Below are 17,954 nucleotides of genomic sequence, written 5' to 3' on the forward strand. Positions count from 1 at the left end.
AAGAGCAAAGAGCCCGGCCTATCGGATGAAGATAGACTGGGCACGGTACTACAATCTAAAATGTGAGCTGGTGATCTTAATACCAGTAGCGACCTGAGCTTCATTGGTATCGAAGAAGAACACATATCCCCTGGCCGCTGTGCTGCAAACGGAATGACTAGAATAGGGAAAGTTCAATATCTAGAAACTCAGTATGAGCGCTTTAGCTCGCCAGCATTCCGCAGGGCTGGTGTTATCCGTCTGACTACGGACTGAGGCTTCGGTCCTCGTGTGACAGAAGCGTGTTTGGTCGCACCAATCTTCTAAGGCATCAGCGACTAGGCTAAAGCCCTCTTGTGTCGCGAAAGAGGGAAGTCTCATCCACCAAAAAACGGCAGCTCAGTCGCAAAACTGAACTGCCGCAAGGGTCATCTGGCTTCGGGGCAGGGTGGCCGGAGCAGGGAGGGGGCTCGCTTCGCATGTCAGCCAGTACGGCGTCCCGCCTACTGGCTGAGCAAGTGGTGAAATTGTTCTTAGCCGACTTGTCGGCTTAGAACAAGCCCCGACTGAGAGACTCGCAAAGCGAGGCTCGAAGCGACGGCCACCACTCTAGCTTCGCGTCGCCAGCCCCCTCCCTGCGGAGGCCGCCCTCCCCCCCTTTGGTGTGATTATGCGCCGCGGTCAGATAAATATTGGCGGGCATTCACGGTGCGGGTCGCTGTGGTAAACTGGATGGGAGAAATGAATGTGTAGACAAATATTAGGGAGGCAATTTCATTGACGGAACCAATTTTTCTTGAACCCGTTTTTCACGAAAAAATCTGGGGTGGCCGCAAGCTTGAAACCGAGTTTGGCTACAAGATCCCTGATGGCAAGATCGGCGAACTGTGGGCCATTTCGGCGCATCCGAACGGCCCGGACGTGATCGCTAACGGTCCGCTGAAGGGGAAGACCCTGGATGTGGCCTGGAAGGAAGACCAGGAGTACTTCGGCCACCAGCAGGCGAAGGTTTTCCCTCTGCTGACCAAGATCTTGGATGCCAATGACAGCCTGTCCGTGCAGGTGCACCCCGATGACGCGTACGCCGCGGCCCATGAGCGTCCCGGCGAGCTCGGCAAGACCGAGTGCTGGTACGTCATCTCCGCGGAGCCTGGTTCCTACCTGATCTACGGCCACCACGCCAAGACGCGCGAAGAGCTCGCCGACATGATCCATAAGGGTGAGTGGGATAAGCTGCTGCGGAAGGTGCCCGTTAAGACGGGCGACTTCGTTTACGTACCAAGCGGCACCATTCACGCGCTGAACAAGGGCATCATGGTCCTTGAGACGCAGCAAAGCTCCGACACCACCTACCGGCTGTACGATTACGACCGGGTGGGCAAGGACGGCAAGAAGCGTGAGCTGCACCTGCAGCAAAGCATTGACACCACGACCGTGCCGAGCCAGGATCCTAAGCTCAACATCACCAGCGAAAAGAAGGACGACGCGACGATCACGACCTTCGTCACCGCGCCGATCTCCAAGTTCTTCTCCGTCTACAAGATCGACCTGGACGGCAAGCTGACCCAGACGCCGACCGCACCGTACACCTTGGTCTCAGTGCTGGCCGGCGAAGGGACGATCGAGGCGGACGGCGCGTCCTACCCGCTCAAGAAGGGCACGCACTTCATCATCCCCAACCAGATCAAGTCCTGGACCTTCACGGGCAAGATGATGATGATCACCTCGACCCCAGGTCAAGAAGAATAACGTCACTGAAAAAACCATCACCGCAGGCCCTAAGAGGGTCGCCGGTGATGGCTTTTTTACATGGTGCGCAAGGTTCGCGCACTTAGCGGGATGGGTAGCCTAGTCCAGCGCATTGAAGCCGCTCTTTGGCTTCGAGGCGCTGGGCGTAGCTAGCCACTCCCGCGTTGCGAACCTGGAGCCTAAATACATGGTGCGCAAGGTTCGCGTACTTAGCGGGATGGGCAGCTGCTGCGCATGGCAGCCAGTAGGCCGGCACTCGCTCTTGGCTAAAACCCGGCCTTGATGAAGCCGGCCTGGCTGAATTTCTCCCGCATCTGCAGGACTGCGGTGTAGGTCGCCAGCAGGTAGATCTGGTCTTCCTTGACCTGCTTGAGGTACGGAATGACGGTATTGAGGTCCGGCTTGGTGGCCAAGGCCTGCGCCGGCACCCCGGCCACCTGCATCCGAAAGGCGATGTCCTTGTAGCGCTCGCCGCCGACCATGTAAGAGGTGGCCAGCTTGCTTTCGACCAGCTGCTCCAGGTTGCCATCCCAGATCCAGGACGTGTCGGTGCCGTCGGCGTAGTTGGCGTTCAGCAGCATCGCAAAGGCGAAGGGCTGCTGCTGGCGCTGGAGCATGGCGAGGACTTCGTTGAGCCCCACCGGGTTTTTGACCAAGATCAGCGTGACGTTCTTGCCGGCGATGCTGATCTGCTCCTGGCGGCCGAAGACCTTCTCGTCCTGGCTGAAGGCCTGGGCGGTCTGCGCCGGCGTGATGCCGAACTGCTCGCCGACCGCGTAGGCAGCCAGAGCGTTATAGATGTTGTAGGTGCCGCCGACGGAAATGCTGAAGGGGTGGCCGTCGATTTCAAACTGCGAGCTGGTGGGGGTCTGGGCGGTGACCGCGGTGACTTGATTCTTCAGCGCCGGCCGCTTGAAGCCGCAGTTTGGGCAGAAAAAGCTGCCGAGGTTCGAGTAGGTGATGCCGTGGTAGTGCAGGATGTGCTCGCAGACGGGGCACAGGACGCCATCGGTGTTTGCCGGGGCCTTCACGTCCTGGTCTTCGTCCTCCTTGAGGGCAAAGCCGTAGTAGCGCAGCGGATTGGCCAGCTCGCGCGACGAGAAGATCGGCGCGTCCCCGTTAGCGATGACCACCGCTTCGGGGTTCGCCTTGACGCCGCGCAGGATCTTGTTGTAGGTCGTGTAGAACTCCCCGTAGCGGTCCATCTGGTCGCGGAAAATGTTGGTCATGACAAAGGCCTTGGGATGCAGGTAGTGCGCGACCGGTGCGACGTTGGCCTCGTCGACTTCGAGCACGGCGATCTTGCGCTTGGCGTTTGACTTGGGTTTGTGGGCGAAGTACGCGCCGATGATGCCCTGCAGCATGTTGGAGCCGGTGGGGTTGGTCAGGATGTCATCGTACTGCTGCGCCAGGACCTTGACGATTAAGGCGGTGGTCAGCGTCTTGCCGTTCGTGCCGGTCACAATGATGGTGTCGCGGTCTTGGCCCAGCGCCCCGAGGACGTCCGGGTCGATCTTGGCCGCCAGCTGACCGGGGTACGCGGAGCCGCCGTGGCGGAACTTATGCAGGTACCAGTAGCTGAGGCGACCGGCCGTGATGGCGAGTTGACTTTTTAAAGATGGCATGTTGAGGCCTCTTTCTGTTTGATTTGCAGCTACTATCATAGCATAGCCGCGGCGCGATTCTGACCTGGACCATGTTAATCTCGTTAAGATTCCGTTATACTGGATAGGTGAATTTAAGGCAAGGGACCCTTGCCGAGGGAGGGCCTTATGGCACAATTGTTTTTCCGTTACGGCGCGATGAATTCAGGCAAGAGTATCGAGATCCTGAAAGTCGCCCATAACTACGAGGAGCAGCACAAGAACGTGATCATCCTGACCAGCGCCGTAGACGACCGCTCCGGCGTCGGCATGATCGCCAGCCGCATCGGCCTGGAGCGACCGGCCACGGCCATCGATGACGACACGAACATTTTCGACCTGGTGAAACAGACCGACCCGCATGCCTACTGCGTGCTGATCGACGAGGCTCAGTTTCTGAAAAAGCACCACGTCTTCGAGTGCGCCCGGGTGGTCGATGAGCTGCGCATCCCGGTGATGGCGTTCGGGCTCAAAAATGATTTTCGCAACGAACTGTTCGAGGGGTCGAAGTACCTGCTGACCTACGCGGACAAGATCGAAGAGATGAAGACGATCTGCTGGTTCTGCGCCAAGAAGGCCACGATGAACCTGCGCGTGCACGACGGCAAGCCGGTGTACGAGGGTGAGCAGATCCTGATCGGCGGCAACGAGGCGTACTTCCCCGTGTGCCGGCACCACTACTACTTTCCCCCGAAGCGGCTGAAGGCCTAAGCGAGCGGGTTCGTTCAAGAATTAATGGAGGACTATATGGATAAGATTTTTGCCCAATTAGACGGGCTGATCGGCCGCTACGAGGAACTGGAGGAACTGCTCTCCGACCCCGCGGTGATCAACGATACCAAGCGCTACCTCGAGTTGTCCAAAGAAGAGGGCGGCATGCGGGACGTGGTCGCGGCCTACAAGAAGTACAAGCAGCTGAAAAAGGACGTGGCCGAAAGCCAGGAAGTACTTCGCGACAGCAAGGACGACGACCTGACCGCGCTGGCCAAGGAAGACCTGAACGACTTGGAGCCGCAAGTGACCGCGCTGGAAGACGAGATCAAGCGGCTAATGTTGCCGAAGGACCCCAACGATGACAAGAACATCATCATGGAGATCCGCGGCGCGGCCGGCGGCGACGAGGCGAGCCTGTTTGCCGGCGACCTGCTCTCTATGTACATGAAGTACGCCGAAAAGCAGGGCTGGACCACCGAGATCATCGATGAGAACCCCACCGAAGTCGGCGGCTACAAGGAAGTCTCCGTGCTGATCCAGGGCCAAAGCGTGTACTCCAAGTTGAAGTACGAAAACGGTGCGCACCGCGTGCAGCGTGTGCCGGTCACCGAAAGCGCCGGCCGGGTGCACACCTCGACGGCCACCGTGGGCGTCATGCCCGAGTACGACGAGGTGGACCTGGAGATCGATCCCAAGGACATTCGCACCGACGTGTACCGCTCTAGCGGTGCCGGCGGCCAGCACATCAACAAGACCAGCTCGGCCGTGCGCATGACCCACTTGCCGACGGGCATCGTGGTCACCATGCAGGATCAGCGCAGTCAGCAGCAGAACCGCGCCAAGGCGATGCAGATCCTGCGCAGCCGGGTGTACGACTACTACGAAAGCCAAAACGAAAGCGAGTACGCCGAAAAGCGCAAGACCGCCATTGGTTCAGGGGACCGCTCCGAGCGCATTCGGACGTACAATTACCCGCAAAACCGGGTGACGGATCACCGCATCGGCCTCACGCTCAACAAGCTGGATCGGATCATGAACGGGGAGCTCGATGAGATCATCGACGCGCTGATCGTCCAGGACCAGACCAACAAGATGGAACAAATCGATGGCTAAGACTTACGAGGAGGCGCTCAGGTGGGCGTCTTCTGTGCTTTCACCAAAAGGCGTTGATCCCGACGGCGCACGCTACGTGCTGGAGATGCGGGCGGGCTTCACGCCCAGCCAGCTGCGGCTGCACGACCGGGATGCAGTGCCGGCCGCTGCGCTGGCGCAGTTCGAACAGGACGTTGCGCGCTTGGCCAACAGTGAACCGGCCCAGTACATCGTGGGCGTCGCGCCGTTTTACGGTGACTTGTTCGCGGTGACCCCGGCGGTCCTGATCCCGCGGTTTGAAACCGAGGAGCTGGTCGCGTGGGCGGCCGGCGAGCAGGCGGCCGCCCGAACCGGGCTGGACCTGGGCACGGGGTCGGGGGCGATCGGGCTCACGCTGGCCAAGCTGCTGCCGAACGTCGCCATGACGCTCAGCGACGTGTCGCCGGCCGCTTTGGCGGTGGCGCAGGCCAACGCGGCGCGCCTGAAGCGCCGCGTGCAGCTGACCGCTAGCGATCTGTTTGCGGCGCTGCCTGGCCGGTTTGACTTCATCATCACCAATTTGCCGTACATCAGCCGCGCGGAAACGCCGGTGATGGATCAAAGCACGCTGACCTATGAGCCGGCGTTGGCGCTGTTTGCCGAAGACGACGGGCTGGCGCTGTTCAAGCGGTTCGCCGCCGGCGTGGCCGCGCACCTGACGCCAGGCGGGGCGGCCTATCTGGAGTTTGGTTACCGCCAGCAGCCGGCCCTTGCGCAGCTGTTTGCGGCCGCCTTGCCCCAGGCGCAGGTGACGTTTCGCCGCGACATGGCGGATCACCCGCGGATGGTGAAACTGCAGTTTTGAGAACATGGACGCAAAGGAGCGGTTCTGAAATGGAAACCAAAGTATTCAATAAAGATGAAGTCGCCGACGCCGCGGCGCTGATCAAGGCCGGGGAGGTCGTCGCGTTTCCCACCGAGACCGTATACGGGCTCGGCGCGGACGCGACCGATCCCAAGGCGGCGGAGAAGGTTTTTCAGGCCAAGCACCGGCCGGCCGACAACCCGCTGATCGTGACGGTCACGGGGCCGGCAATGGTCGCACAGTTTGCCACTATCACGCCGGCGGCCCAGAAGCTGATGGACGCCTTCTGGCCGGGGCCGTTGACCATTATCTTGAACATTCTGCCAGGCAAGTTGTCCATGGTCGTGACCGGCGGGCTGCAGACGGCGGCCTTTCGGATGCCGGCAAACCCCTTGACCCGTCGGATGATCGAACTGGCCGGCCGGCCGATCGTCGGCCCGTCCGCCAACCTCTCGGGCAAGCCGAGCGGCACCCGGCCGGAGCACGTGCTGCACGACTTTGACGGCACCATCGCCGGGATCTTGGCCGATGGGCCGACGAAGGTGGGGGTCGAGTCGACCGTCATCGACATGACCGTGACCCCGCCGGCGATCCTGCGGCCAGGCAAGGTCACCCCGGCCCTGCTGGCGCCGGTCATCGGGGAGGTCCAGTCTGATCATCACAAGGTCGGCGCCAAGGAGACGCCCAAAGCGCCGGGCATGAAGTACAAGCATTACGCGCCCAAGGCCCAAGTAGTCATTATCGACCACCCGGCGGACTTTCCGGCGGCCCTTGCGTGGGCGGAGCGCGCAGGCCAGCCCTTTGGCGTGCTGGCGACCGATGACCTGCTGACGGCGGTGCCATCGGCGGTCCCGACTTACAGCCTGGGCCGTGATGTGACGTCGGCGACGCACAACCTGTTTGCCGGCCTGCGGTGGTTCGACCTGCACCCGACGGTCACCACGATCCTGGCGGAGGCCTTCGGGGCCGAGGGGCTGGGGGCCGCCTACATGAACCGGCTGAACAAGTCGGCGGGCAACGACCACTTCACCCCGGACCAGGACTAGCTGCCGATCAATGACCGGAAGCACGGGATCGTTCGTCTTTTAATAAGAGAATTGGCTGAAAATTTTCAGAAAGCTCCATGAGGACTTGGGTTCCGAATGTTTACGCCTAGGTTTGCGGCTGATATACTGAACTCAACGCTACCGCACCCGTCATAAGGAGGAGTCCCGTATGGATTTTAAGCAATACGACCCGGCCGTTTTCACCGCCATTGAAAACGAGGAACGCCGTCAGCAGCAGAACATTGAACTGATCGCCTCGGAAAACATCGTCAGCCCTGCGGTGCGCGCCGCCCAGGGCAGTGTCCTGACCAACAAGTACTCAGAAGGCTACCCGAAGCACCGCTATTACGGCGGCAACCAGTACATCGACGTCATCGAGCAGCTGGCGATCGACCGGGCGAAGAAGCTGTTCGGCGCCGAGTACGCCAACGTGCAGCCGCACTCAGGCTCCGGGGCCAACATGGCCGCTTACCGCGCCTTTTTGAAGGACGGGGACAAGGTGCTGGCGATGGACCTGACCGACGGCGGGCACCTGACGCACGGCAGCCCGGTCAGCTTCTCCGGCCAGACCTACCACTTCTTCCACTATGGGCTTGATCCGGAAACCGGCCGCCTCAACTACGATCAGATCCTCGCGCAGGCCGAGGCCGTGCAGCCGCGCCTGATCGTGGCCGGCGCCAGCGCGTACAGCCGGGCGATCGACTTCGCGAAGTTCCGCGACATTGCCGATCACGTCGGGGCCTTCCTGATGGTCGACATGGCGCACATCGCCGGGCTCGTCGCCGGCGGGGCGCACATGAATCCCGTCCCGTACGCGGATGTGGTCACCACCACGACACACAAAACGCTGCGCGGGCCGCGCGGCGGCATGATCCTGGCCCGCGAGCAGTACGGCAAGGCCATCAACTCCGCCGTCTTCCCAGGGATCCAAGGCGGCCCGCTGGACCACGTGATCGCGGCCAAGGCCGTCGCGCTGGGGGAGGCGCTGCAGCCGGACTTCAAGCACTACGCCGCGCAGATCGTCAAGAACATGCAGGCGATGTGCGAGGGCTTCGCCGAAGATCCGCGCCTGAAAATGATCTCGGGCGGTTCGGATAACCACATGGTGCTGCTTGATGTCACGGGTTATGGGCTCACCGGCCGGAAAGTCCAGGACCTGCTGGACACCGTCATGATCACCGCGAACAAGAACCAGGTGCCGGGCGAGCAAAACGGGCCGTTCAAGACGTCGGGCCTGCGCGTGGGCACGGCGGCGATCACGACCCGCGGCTTCAACGAAGACGACTGCCGCGAAGTCGCGCACCTCATCTCCGCGGCGATCGCCAATCGCGATAATCAGGAAAAACTTGATGAGATTCGTCAATCTACCCTTGCGCTGACCGGGCGTCATCCTTTATCATAGGAAAGGTTACGGCGAAAGCCGGAAAGCAAGCGGACACGCTGTAATCACGACTCTGTGAGTCGTGATTTTTTTAGGCAGTGCGCCGTATGCGCCACATCTAAAGGAGGGCCTTTCTGCATGGGCAAATTTACCGTTTTGAATCACCCGTTGATTCAACACAAGCTGACCTTGATCCGCGACAAGAACGCGGGGACCAAGGAGTTCCGGGAAATCGCAAACGAAATCGCTGAGTTGATGGTTTACGAGATCACCCGCGACTTGCCACTTAAGGACGTTGAAATCGAGACGCCGATGGGCAAGACGACACAAAAGGAACTCGCCGGCAAGAAGCTGGTCGTGGTGCCGATCCTGCGTGCGGGACTGGGCATGGTCGACGGCGTCTTGCGCCTGATCCCGGCGGCCAAGGTCGGTCACGTGGGCATGTACCGCGATGAAAAGACCCTGAAGCCCCACGAATACTTTGTTAAAATGCCAGACGGGATCGATCAGCGCGACATGATCATCGTGGATCCCATGCTGGCGACGGGTGGCTCTGCCAACATGGCGATCGACGCACTCAAGCGTCGCGGGGCCCAGAGCATTCGCCTGGTGGTCCTCGTGGCGGCTCCCGAGGGCGTCAAGGCGGTCCAGGAAGCGAACCCAGACGTTGACATCTACGCGGCAGCGCTGGACGACCACCTCAACGAGGACGGCTACATCGTGCCCGGCTTGGGCGACGCCGGCGACCGCTTGTTCGGCACTAAATAATCGCAATTAGGTGGCTCCCAATTAGGGGGTCACTTTTTTATATTAAGATGCGTAGAGGTCGCGGGCTTAGGGGGACAGCCAGCCTAGGCGTCGCCTGTCAAGACGGTCTAGGCCGCTTTGAAAACTTTCCTTGCCGCCGCTGGCGCTGACCGTTGACACATCGCGAACACTGTCAAACATGGGACATGACGGCGCTTACCGTTTGAAAAAAATTATGAAAAACGGGTGTGAAAAATCATGAAAAGCGCGCCTGACGTTTTGTTTTTTGGGTGTAAAGGTGATAGAGTAATGGGTGTGTTTTGAAGGATGAGTATCCGGCAATTCCACATATTAGACCCGCCTAATCCGCATGCCTTGAGACATACGTCTTTTTGCGAGTTGTAAGGAGGTGAATTCTGTGAACGAAAGCTATCCCATTGTGAGTTTCATGGGGCTACGCTTTAATCTGGCGAATGACTTGGCCATTTTAGCTTCCTGCGTGATCATCTTTTGCTTAGTGTTTTGGTTAGCCCGTAAGCCGTCAATTCGGCCCAACGGTCGGCAAAATGCACTGGAGTACCTGATCGATTTCACGAACGGTATCGTTAAATCTGCGATGCCTGGCAAGGAAGGTAAACGGTTCGGGTTGTTCGCCTTCACCTTGTTCCTGTTCGTTTTCGTCAACAACCAGCTCGGCTTGTTCTTTCAGCTCGACGTTGGCGGCAAGACGTGGTTCCGGTCGGCGACTGCCGATCCGATCATCACGATGAGCCTGGCGATGATCGTGCTGGTCCTTTCACACTTCTTCGGGGTCGTGTTCAACGGCTTCAAAGGTTACATGAAGGAATATGTGTCACCAGTCTCGTTCTTGCTCCCGATCAACCTGATCGAGAACATCACGAACTTCGTCACGCTGGCACTGCGGCTTTACGGGAACATATACGCCGGTGAGGTGCTGCTGCTTTTGATCAGGCAGCTCGCGTTCTCCGGCCACGGACTGCTCGGCGGAGTCTCCTTCGTTGGGGGCTTCGTGGTTGAAGTCGTTTGGCAAGGGTTCTCAGTCTTCATTGGTGCGATCCAAGCGTACATTTTTGTTACCTTGTCCACAGTTTACATGTCGGAAAAGGTCATATCTGATTAATAGGAGGAAATATCATGCAATACATCGCTGCATCTATCGCCGCAGGGCTGGCCGCACTGGCTGCCTCATACGGTAACGGTCAAGTTATCTCCAAGGCCCTCGAAGGGATGGCGCGCCAGCCTGAAGCTTCAGGCACCCTGCGTTCCACCATGTTTATCGGTGTCGGCTTAATTGAAGCGGTCCCGATCATGTCGATCGTTGTTGCCTTCATGCTTGTCCTGAAGTAATCAGCACCAATTAATTAAAGAAGGGAGTGGCTTGAATGGCTACTTTTGGTGATACGCTCTTTCTTCTCGCCGCCTTCGCTGTTTTATTGGTGCTCGTTGGGATTTTTGCCTGGAAGCCGGTCACGAAGATCATGGCCGACCGCCAAGACAAGATCGACTCCGACCTGGATTACGCCGATAGCAAACGCCAAGAGGCGCAAAAGATGGCGGACCAGCGCGAAGCCGAGCTGAAGAGTTCTAAGGAAGACGCGGTCAAGATCGTGACCTCCGCCAAGGAAAACGGCGAAAAGCAGCGGGCCACGCTCGTTGAGCAGGCCCAAGGCGAAGTCGCGACCCTGAAGGCGAACGCGGCCAAAGACATCGAACAGCAACGCGCCGATGCCTTGGCTGCCGCCAAGAATGACGTCGCTGACTTGTCCCTTGCGATCGCTGAGAAGCTGATCGCCAAAGAACTCGATCCCAACGCTCAGCAGCACTTGATCGACCAGTACATTAACGAATTGGGTGACGCCAATGGCAGTCACTGATCGTGATGCAGCACCGCGCTACGGCAAGGCTTTGTTCGAGGTCGCCCAAGAACAAGGCCACTTGCCGGCAGTGCGCGACGAACTGGCGCAGGTGAACGCTGTGATCAACGCAACGCCAGAACTAATGCCGGCTTTGGCAAGCAAAAATCTGACCAAGGCGGCCAAGGACCAGCTGGTGGCCCTGCTCACGCAGGATGCCTCCGAGCTGGTGGCCCACCTGGTCAACATTTTGCTTGCCAATGGCCGGATCCTCGGCCTGTCAGCAGTTATTGACGACTTCGACGCCCGCTTTAATGCGGCAACGCAACACGTGGAGGCGACGGTCACGACCGCCGTGCCGCTGACCGAGGCCCAAGTTCAGGCAATGAATCAAGCACTTGCTAAGCAATTCAACGTGAAGACCGTGGGGGTCACCGCAGTGGTGGACCCGGCGGTCATCGGCGGCGTCAAGGTCCAGTCCAATGATCTGATCATTGACGGGACCGTCAAGACGCGCCTGGCGCAATTGCGGCAGCAACTGCTCACCAATTAGCGAATAGAGGTGAACCGGATGAGCACCAAGACAGAGGAAATTAGTACTCTGATCAAGAAGCAACTTGAGAATTACAAAGATGATTTGAACGTGGATGAGGTCGGCACCGTGACTTACGTCGGTGACGGGATCGCCCGCGCTACCGGACTGAAAAATGCGATGGCGAGCGAATTGCTCCAGTTCAGCAACGGCTCATACGGGATGGCGCAAAACCTCGAAAGTAATGATGTTGGTATCATTATTTTAGGGGATTTTGATGGTATTCGTGAAGGCGACACGGTCAAGCGGACCGGTCGCATCATGGAAGTGCCAGTCGGTGAGGACATGATCGGCCGCGTGGTCAATGCCTTAGGGCAGCCCGTGGACGGTAATGGTCCCATCAAGACCGACCACACCCGTCCCATTGAAGTGAAGGCCCCTGGCGTCATGCAGCGTCAGTCGGTTACCCAGCCGCTCCAGACCGGGCTCAAGGCGGTCGACGCCTTGGTCCCGATCGGGCGTGGTCAGCGTGAGTTGATTATTGGCGACCGGAAGACCGGGAAGACCTCGATCGCGATCGACACGATCATTAACCAGAAGGATCAGGACATGATCTGTGTGTACGTTGCCATCGGCCAAAAAGAGTCGACGGTGCGTGCCCAGGTCGAGACCCTCAAGCAGTACGGCGCGATGGCTTACACCATCGTCTTGACCGCCGGCCCGTCGGAGCCTGCGCCAATGCTGTACATCGCGCCTTATGCCGGGGCGGCCATGGGTGAAGAGTTCATGTACAACGGCAAGCACGTCCTCATCATTTACGATGACCTGTCCAAGCAGGCGACGGCTTACCGTGAACTTTCCCTGCTGCTGCGGCGTGCGCCTGGCCGTGAAGCCTACCCTGGGGATATTTTCTACACCCACTCACGCCTGCTCGAACGGGCGGCTAAGCTTTCTGATAAGCTTGGCGGTGGCTCCATGACGGCGCTGCCGATCATCGAAACGCAGGCCGGGGACATCTCCGCCTACATTCCGACCAACGTGATCTCCATCACCGACGGCCAGATCTTCCTGCAAAGCGACCTGTTCTACTCCGGCACGCGCCCGGCGATCGACGCCGGCGCTTCCGTGTCCCGAGTCGGCGGCGATGCGCAGATCAAGGCCATGAAGAAGGTTGCCGGCACCTTGCGTTTGGACCTGGCGTCCTTCCGTGAGCTGGAAGCCTTCACGCAGTTCGGCTCCGACTTGGATGCCGCCACGCAGGCGAAGTTGAACCGGGGCCGCCGGACCGTTGAAGTCCTGAAGCAGCCGGTTCACAAGCCGCTTGCGGTTCAGTACCAAGTGCTGATCCTGTACGCGCTGACCCACGGCTTCCTGGACGCGATCGCCATTGACGACATCGCGCAGTTCCAGCAAGAGCTGTTCGACTACGCGGACTCCAACGGCGCCGACCTGCTGAAGACTATCAAGGACACTGGGAACCTGCCAGATACTGATAAGCTTGATGCACTCATCAAAGGCTTTGCCGATGGGTTCACCAGCAGCGCCAAGAAATAAGGAGGTGCCGCATGGCTGAATCATTGATGGATATCAAGCGCCAGATCAGCTCGACCAAAAAGACCGGGCAGATCACGCAGGCCATGCAAATGGTCTCCGGCGCGAAGCTCACGCAGATCGAAAAGCGGGCAACCGCCTATCAGATCTACGCGGACCGGGTGCGCCAGATCGTCACTCACCTGGCGGCGGCCCAGCTGCTGGAACTTGAGCGGCAGCAGATGGAGCAGATCACCAACGCGGCGAATGCAGATAAGAAGCAGCTCCAAGTGGCGACCTTGCTGCAGCAGCGGCCGGTCAAGAAGACCGGGTACCTGGTGATCACTGGGGACCGCGGACTCGTTGGGGCATACAACAGCACGGTGTTAAAAGCCATGATGCAAATGATCCAGCAGGACCACAAGACCGCTTCTGACTACGTGATCATGGCCGTGGGCGGGGTCGGTGCCGACTTCTTCAAGAATCGCGGCATCAACCTGGCCTACGAGTACCGCGGCGTCTCGGACATCCCGACCTTTAACGAGGTGCGGGAGATCGTCCGGACGGCGGTCACAATGTTCGACAACAACGTTTTCGATGAGCTGTACGTATGCTACAACCACCACGTCAACTCACTGACGTCTGCGTTCCGCGCAGAGAAAATGCTGCCGATCTCAGACCTTGACGCAAGCGAAGTCGAGGATCACCCGATCGAGTACTTGACCGAGCCAGATCCAGACGCCGTGCTGGAGGCCATCTTGCCCCAGTACGCCGAAAGTCTGATCTTCGGGGCGATCATGGACGCGAAAACCGCGGAACACGCCGCTTCCACAACGGCGATGAAGAGTGCGACCGACAACGCCAACGATTTGATCAGTCGGCTGTCCACGACCTATAACCGGGCGCGGCAGTCGGCGATCACGACGGAAATTACCGAAATCGTCGGCGGGGCCAACGCACTTGAGTAGTAATCAACAGGGAGGACGATTTCATTGAGTAATTCTACTGGTAAAATCGTGCAAGTGATCGGCCCTGTTGTCGATGTCGAGTTTCCACTCGACGAGGATCTACCTGAAATCAACAACGCGCTAACAGTTGACAAGGGCGAGGGGCAACGGGCACTGGTGCTCGAAGTCACCCTTGAACTTGGCGACGGCGTGCTGCGCACCATCGCGATGGACTCCACTGATGGGCTCACGCGGGGAATGGAAGCCAAGGATACTGGCGGCTCCATCTCCGTGCCTGTCGGAAAAGACACATTGGGACGCGTGTTTAACGTTTTAGGCGATCCGATCGACGACGGTCCAGCCTTTGGACCCGATCATCGGCGCGACAGCATCCACCGCGATGCGCCTAAGTTCGAGGACCTGAGCACCAGCTCAGAGATCCTCGAAACTGGGATCAAAGTCATCGACCTGCTCGAACCCTACCTGCGTGGGGGGAAAGTTGGGTTGTTCGGTGGTGCCGGGGTCGGCAAAACAGTGCTGATCCAGGAACTGATCCACAACATCGCCGAAGAGCACGGTGGTATTTCCGTCTTCACCGGGGTCGGCGAACGCACCCGTGAAGGGAACGATCTTTACTTCGAAATGAAGGAAAGCGGCGTTCTGAAGAATACCGCCATGGTGTTTGGTCAGATGAACGAGCCGCCTGGTGCCCGGATGCGCGTTGCGCTGACCGGACTGACGATCGCGGAGTACTTCCGCGACGTCGAAGGCCAGGACGTGCTGCTGTTTATCGATAATATTTTCCGCTTCACGCAGGCGGGCTCAGAAGTGTCCGCGCTGCTTGGCCGGATCCCGTCAGCCGTTGGTTATCAGCCAACGCTGGCGACCGAAATGGGCCAGCTGCAGGAGCGGATCACGTCCACGAAGAAGGGTTCTGTCACCTCGATCCAGGCCGTTTACGTGCCTGCCGATGACTACACCGACCCGGCGCCGGCCACGACCTTCGCTCACCTTGATGCCACCACTAACCTGGAACGCAGCCTGACTGAGCAAGGGATCTACCCGGCCGTTGACCCGCTGGAGTCTTCCTCCAGTGCTCTGACGCCCGAGATCGTTGGCGAAGAGCACTACGAAGTGGCCACCCACGTGCAGCAAGTGCTGCAGCGGTACCGTGAACTCCAGGACATCATCTCCATTTTGGGGATGGACGAACTGTCCGACGACGAAAAGATCACCGTTGCGCGTGCTCGCCGCATCCAGTTCTTCTTGTCCCAGAACTTCAGTGTGGCGGAACGCTTCACTGGCCAGCCTGGGTCCTACGTCCCTGTGGCCGAAACGGTCAAGGGCTTCAAGATGATCTTGGACGGCAAGATGGATCAGTATCCAGAAGATGCGTTCCGTTCTGTTGGCCGGATCGAAGAAGTGGCGGCAAAAGCCAAGAAGATGGGCTTTGCTCCGGCAGATGACGCCGAAGACGACGCTGCGCCGGCACAAGCCGCTGCGAACTAACAGAAGGGAGCGATTACCGTGGCAGACAACGTTCTGACGGTCAACATCGTGACCCCCGACGGGCTGGTGTATGATCACCACGCCACGCTGGTCGTGGTCAAAACCACGACGGGTGACATGGGCCTCATGGCCAACCACGAACCAGTGGTCGCACCTTTGGTGATCGGGGAAGTGCGCGTTCGCCGCGCCGATAACCCCGGTCACGAGAACATGATCGCGGTCAACGGCGGGTTCATGGAGATGTCGGACAATACGTGTTCGATCGTCGCCGATTCCGCTGAACGCGCCCGCGACATCGACCTCACCCGGGCCGAAGCCGCCCGCAAGCGGGCCGAGCGGCGCATCGAGGAAGCCAAGGCCAAACGTGACCAAGACGAACTCCAGCGCGCGCAGGTCGCCTTGCAGCGTGCGATCAACCGAATCAACGTCCGCCAAGGGCGCTTCGGTAAGTAGGGCATTTAAGCACCGTTTCGACGGTGCTTTTTTGATGCTTGCGCGGGCGGCTTTGGCCACTGACCATAAAACTGTTAATTTGCGGTTAAGGCCCTCGCCGCTTTCTGCAAAAGCCGGTATAATTTGAAGGGCATAAGGAGGCAGCGATGACAGACTTAGGAATCACCGGCGCAGTGACGCTGGTGTCGCATTTTGTGTTTATCATGATCACGTTTCGGCTGCTGTTTGCGCTGCGGTTCGACAAGCTTTTGAAGCCGAACCACGTGCGCGACAGCCAGCTGCTCATGATCTTCTTGGCGATCGCGATCGGCTACAACGTCAGCGAATTCTTCCTGTCGCTGCTCACCGCGGCGCACAGCCTGACCTACCTTCTGTAAGCGGGGCGTGCCCTGTGGTATAATCAATCGTTAGTAATCAATTGAGGAGAGAAATACATGGCTAAAGATATTGGGATCGACCTCGGGACCGCCAACGTCCTGATCAACGTGAAAGGAAAGGGCATCGTTCTAAACGAGCCGTCCGTCGTGGCGATCGATACCACCACCGGCAAGGTCTTGGCCGTCGGGACCGAAGCGTACAAGATGGTCGGGCGCACGCCTGGCAACATCAAGTCGATCCGGCCGCTGAAGGATGGTGTGATCGCCGACTTTGACATCACCGAAGCGATGCTGGAGTACTTCATCAATAAGCTGAACGTCAAGGGCTTCATGTCCAAGCCGAACATCCTGATCTGCGCGCCGACCAACATTACCTCGATCGAGCAAAAAGCGATCATTGAGGCCGCGGAAAAGTCCGGCGGCGGCAAGGTCTACCTCGAGTTCGAGCCCAAGGTGGCGGCCGTGGGCGCTGGCCTGGACATTTTCCAGCCGCAGGGCAACATGGTCATCGACATCGGCGGGGGCACGTCTGACGTCGCTGTCCTGTCGATGGGCGAAGTCGTCACCAGCCGCTCGCTGCGGCTGGCCGGCGACAAGATGGATGCGTCCATCGTGGCCTACGTCAAGAACAAGCACAAGCTGCTGATTGGTGAGCACACCGCCGAGCAGCTGAAGATCCAGATCGGCGCGGTTTACGAAGCCGATCCCAAGGTCACCATGGAAGTACGCGGCCGGGACATCGCGACCGGTCTGCCGCGCGAGGTCGAAGTCACGTCCGTCGAGGTCGAAGAGGCCTTGCACGACACGATGATCCAGATCGTCGCCGGCGCCAAAGAGGTGCTGGAGAAGACCCCGCCTGAGCTGTCCGCGGACATTATTGACCGCGGCGTGATGCTTACGGGCGGCGGCGCCCTGCTCAAGGGCATCAGTCAGCTGTTCGCCCACGAGCTGCGCGTGCCGGTCCTGCTGGCCGAGCAGCCGCTGGACGCTGTGGCACTGGGTACCGGAGTCCTGCTGGATAACATCGCCCACCACAAGCAGTATTAATTAGGGGGCGGGTGCCATGAGCTCTGAGTACGCACAGCGCGTTGTCCGCAAGCTTCTCATCGGGCTGCTTCTGGTGGTGCTGGCGCTGATCATCGGTGCGATGGTCGGCTACGCGATTGAAGGCGGCAATCCGTTTCGCATTTTTCTGCCCTCGACCTGGACCCACATCCTGGACTTTTTGAAATAAGGTGAGTGTTTGCGCAAATTAGCCATGCAGCTGGTCAAGGGCTACCAGCGGTTCATTTCGCCGCTCTTGCCGGCCAGCTGTCGGTACTACCCGACCTGCTCGACGTACATGATCCAGGCCTTGGCCAAGCACGGCTTCGTCAAGGGCCTGATCATGGGCGTGGCGCGAGTGCTGCGCTGCAATCCGTTCATCAAGGGCGGCCTCGATCCGGTCCCGGACTTCTTTACCGTGCGCCGCAATCCCGATCCGCAGAAGAACCTGGCCGAAAGCGCGCACTTCGACTTTCACCGATAAGGAGACAAT

At 59.2% G+C, this 17,954-nt stretch carries 20 protein-coding genes; 19 read left to right on the forward strand and 1 reads right to left on the reverse strand.

Features of this window, described 5'->3' with window-relative positions:
* Window positions 1-756: 756 nt before the first annotated feature.
* Window positions 757-1,728, forward strand: coding sequence for a mannose-6-phosphate isomerase, class I (manA, locus tag EKM85_RS07270; protein ID WP_125585609.1), 972 nt, complete (start codon window positions 757-759; stop codon window positions 1,726-1,728).
* A 266-nt stretch (window positions 1,729-1,994) separates the two neighbouring features.
* Here manA and EKM85_RS07275 read toward each other — a convergent pair whose 3' ends face one another.
* Window positions 1,995-3,353 (reverse strand): Mur ligase family protein, encoded by a 1,359-nt coding sequence (locus tag EKM85_RS07275; RefSeq protein ID WP_125585610.1) that lies wholly within the window; start codon window positions 3,351-3,353, stop codon window positions 1,995-1,997.
* A 147-nt stretch (window positions 3,354-3,500) separates the two neighbouring features.
* Between EKM85_RS07275 and EKM85_RS07280 the strand changes: the two genes are divergently transcribed.
* The 18 genes from EKM85_RS07280 to yidD all read left to right on the forward strand — a co-directional run bounded on the left by EKM85_RS07280 (window position 3,501) and on the right by yidD (window position 17,945).
* Window positions 3,501-4,082, forward strand: coding sequence for a thymidine kinase (locus EKM85_RS07280; protein ID WP_125585611.1), 582 nt, complete (start codon window positions 3,501-3,503; stop codon window positions 4,080-4,082).
* A 36-nt stretch (window positions 4,083-4,118) separates the two neighbouring features.
* A complete protein-coding gene (gene prfA / locus EKM85_RS07285; RefSeq protein ID WP_125585612.1) occupies window positions 4,119-5,198 on the forward strand; it encodes a peptide chain release factor 1 in 1,080 nt (359 codons plus the stop codon).
* Window positions 5,191-6,021 (forward strand): peptide chain release factor N(5)-glutamine methyltransferase, encoded by an 831-nt coding sequence (gene prmC / locus EKM85_RS07290; RefSeq protein ID WP_125585613.1) that lies wholly within the window; start codon window positions 5,191-5,193, stop codon window positions 6,019-6,021. Before prfA ends, prmC begins: the two co-directional genes overlap by 8 nt.
* 29 nt (window positions 6,022-6,050) lie before the next feature.
* Window positions 6,051-7,067, forward strand: coding sequence for an L-threonylcarbamoyladenylate synthase (locus EKM85_RS07295; protein WP_125585614.1), 1,017 nt, complete (start codon window positions 6,051-6,053; stop codon window positions 7,065-7,067).
* Window positions 7,068-7,236: 169 nt separating this feature from the next.
* Window positions 7,237-8,469, forward strand: coding sequence for a serine hydroxymethyltransferase (gene glyA / locus EKM85_RS07300; RefSeq protein ID WP_125585615.1), 1,233 nt, complete (start codon window positions 7,237-7,239; stop codon window positions 8,467-8,469).
* A gap of 117 nt (window positions 8,470-8,586) precedes the next feature.
* Window positions 8,587-9,216 carry a uracil phosphoribosyltransferase gene (upp, locus tag EKM85_RS07305; protein ID WP_125585616.1) on the forward strand — a complete coding sequence of 210 codons (630 nt, stop codon included), beginning with the start codon at window positions 8,587-8,589 and terminating at the stop codon, window positions 9,214-9,216.
* Between the two features lie 397 nt (window positions 9,217-9,613).
* Window positions 9,614-10,336, forward strand: a complete 723-nt coding sequence (gene atpB / locus EKM85_RS07310; RefSeq protein ID WP_125585617.1) for a F0F1 ATP synthase subunit A — start codon at window positions 9,614-9,616, stop codon at window positions 10,334-10,336.
* Window positions 10,337-10,350: 14 nt separating this feature from the next.
* Window positions 10,351-10,563, forward strand: coding sequence for a F0F1 ATP synthase subunit C (gene atpE / locus EKM85_RS07315; RefSeq protein WP_125585618.1), 213 nt, complete (start codon window positions 10,351-10,353; stop codon window positions 10,561-10,563).
* 35 nt (window positions 10,564-10,598) lie between these two features.
* Window positions 10,599-11,090 carry a F0F1 ATP synthase subunit B gene (atpF, locus tag EKM85_RS07320; RefSeq protein WP_125585619.1) on the forward strand — a complete coding sequence of 164 codons (492 nt, stop codon included), beginning with the start codon at window positions 10,599-10,601 and terminating at the stop codon, window positions 11,088-11,090.
* Window positions 11,077-11,622, forward strand: a complete 546-nt coding sequence (gene atpH / locus EKM85_RS07325; protein ID WP_125585620.1) for an ATP synthase F1 subunit delta — start codon at window positions 11,077-11,079, stop codon at window positions 11,620-11,622. Before atpF ends, atpH begins: the two co-directional genes overlap by 14 nt.
* 18 nt (window positions 11,623-11,640) lie before the next feature.
* Window positions 11,641-13,155: a F0F1 ATP synthase subunit alpha gene (atpA, locus tag EKM85_RS07330; protein WP_125585621.1), complete on the forward strand. Its 1,515-nt coding sequence runs from the start codon at window positions 11,641-11,643 to the stop codon at window positions 13,153-13,155.
* A gap of 11 nt (window positions 13,156-13,166) precedes the next feature.
* Window positions 13,167-14,099, forward strand: a complete 933-nt coding sequence (locus EKM85_RS07335) for a F0F1 ATP synthase subunit gamma (RefSeq protein ID WP_125585622.1) — start codon at window positions 13,167-13,169, stop codon at window positions 14,097-14,099.
* A 24-nt stretch (window positions 14,100-14,123) separates the two neighbouring features.
* The gene (atpD, locus tag EKM85_RS07340; protein WP_125585623.1) at window positions 14,124-15,587 is read left to right on the forward strand and encodes a F0F1 ATP synthase subunit beta; all 1,464 of its coding nucleotides are present in this window, start codon (window positions 14,124-14,126) and stop codon (window positions 15,585-15,587) included.
* A 12-nt stretch (window positions 15,588-15,599) separates the two neighbouring features.
* On the forward strand, window positions 15,600-16,040 hold the full coding sequence (locus tag EKM85_RS07345; protein WP_379882673.1) for a F0F1 ATP synthase subunit epsilon: 441 nt from the start codon (window positions 15,600-15,602) through the stop codon (window positions 16,038-16,040).
* Between the two features lie 146 nt (window positions 16,041-16,186).
* Entirely contained in the window at window positions 16,187-16,417 is a 231-nt protein-coding gene (locus EKM85_RS07350) for a DUF1146 family protein (protein ID WP_125585625.1), read from the forward strand.
* Window positions 16,418-16,474: 57 nt separating this feature from the next.
* Window positions 16,475-17,464, forward strand: coding sequence for a rod shape-determining protein (mreB, locus tag EKM85_RS07355; protein ID WP_125585626.1), 990 nt, complete (start codon window positions 16,475-16,477; stop codon window positions 17,462-17,464).
* Window positions 17,465-17,480: 16 nt separating this feature from the next.
* Window positions 17,481-17,651: a DNA-directed RNA polymerase subunit beta gene (locus EKM85_RS07360; protein ID WP_125585627.1), complete on the forward strand. Its 171-nt coding sequence runs from the start codon at window positions 17,481-17,483 to the stop codon at window positions 17,649-17,651.
* A gap of 24 nt (window positions 17,652-17,675) precedes the next feature.
* Window positions 17,676-17,945, forward strand: a complete 270-nt coding sequence (gene yidD, locus EKM85_RS07365; protein ID WP_379882671.1) for a membrane protein insertion efficiency factor YidD — start codon at window positions 17,676-17,678, stop codon at window positions 17,943-17,945.
* The last annotated feature ends 9 nt before the right edge of the window (window positions 17,946-17,954 follow it).

Origin of the sequence: Lacticaseibacillus jixianensis (genome assembly GCF_003946485.1) — a bacterium.
GTDB lineage: Bacteria > Bacillota > Bacilli > Lactobacillales > Lactobacillaceae > Lacticaseibacillus > Lacticaseibacillus jixianensis.

Excerpts from the sequence above, each read along its gene's own strand:
- EKM85_RS07275 (WP_125585610.1), bottom strand. The coding sequence starts at position 3,353 with ATGCCATCTTTAAAAAGTCAACTCGCCATCACGGCCGGTCGCCTCAGC.
- EKM85_RS07280 (WP_125585611.1), top strand. The coding sequence starts at position 3,501 with ATGGCACAATTGTTTTTCCGTTACGGCGCGATGAATTCAGGCAAGAGT.
- prfA (WP_125585612.1), top strand. The coding sequence starts at position 4,119 with ATGGATAAGATTTTTGCCCAATTAGACGGGCTGATCGGCCGCTACGAG.
- prmC (WP_125585613.1), top strand. The coding sequence starts at position 5,191 with ATGGCTAAGACTTACGAGGAGGCGCTCAGGTGGGCGTCTTCTGTGCTT.
- EKM85_RS07295 (WP_125585614.1), top strand. The coding sequence starts at position 6,051 with ATGGAAACCAAAGTATTCAATAAAGATGAAGTCGCCGACGCCGCGGCG.
- glyA (WP_125585615.1), top strand. The coding sequence starts at position 7,237 with ATGGATTTTAAGCAATACGACCCGGCCGTTTTCACCGCCATTGAAAAC.
- upp (WP_125585616.1), top strand. The coding sequence starts at position 8,587 with ATGGGCAAATTTACCGTTTTGAATCACCCGTTGATTCAACACAAGCTG.
- atpE (WP_125585618.1), top strand. The coding sequence starts at position 10,351 with ATGCAATACATCGCTGCATCTATCGCCGCAGGGCTGGCCGCACTGGCT.
- atpF (WP_125585619.1), top strand. The coding sequence starts at position 10,599 with ATGGCTACTTTTGGTGATACGCTCTTTCTTCTCGCCGCCTTCGCTGTT.
- atpH (WP_125585620.1), top strand. The coding sequence starts at position 11,077 with ATGGCAGTCACTGATCGTGATGCAGCACCGCGCTACGGCAAGGCTTTG.
- atpA (WP_125585621.1), top strand. The coding sequence starts at position 11,641 with ATGAGCACCAAGACAGAGGAAATTAGTACTCTGATCAAGAAGCAACTT.
- EKM85_RS07335 (WP_125585622.1), top strand. The coding sequence starts at position 13,167 with ATGGCTGAATCATTGATGGATATCAAGCGCCAGATCAGCTCGACCAAA.
- EKM85_RS07350 (WP_125585625.1), top strand. The coding sequence starts at position 16,187 with ATGACAGACTTAGGAATCACCGGCGCAGTGACGCTGGTGTCGCATTTT.
- mreB (WP_125585626.1), top strand. The coding sequence starts at position 16,475 with ATGGCTAAAGATATTGGGATCGACCTCGGGACCGCCAACGTCCTGATC.
- EKM85_RS07360 (WP_125585627.1), top strand. The coding sequence starts at position 17,481 with ATGAGCTCTGAGTACGCACAGCGCGTTGTCCGCAAGCTTCTCATCGGG.
- yidD (WP_379882671.1), top strand. The coding sequence starts at position 17,676 with ATGCAGCTGGTCAAGGGCTACCAGCGGTTCATTTCGCCGCTCTTGCCG.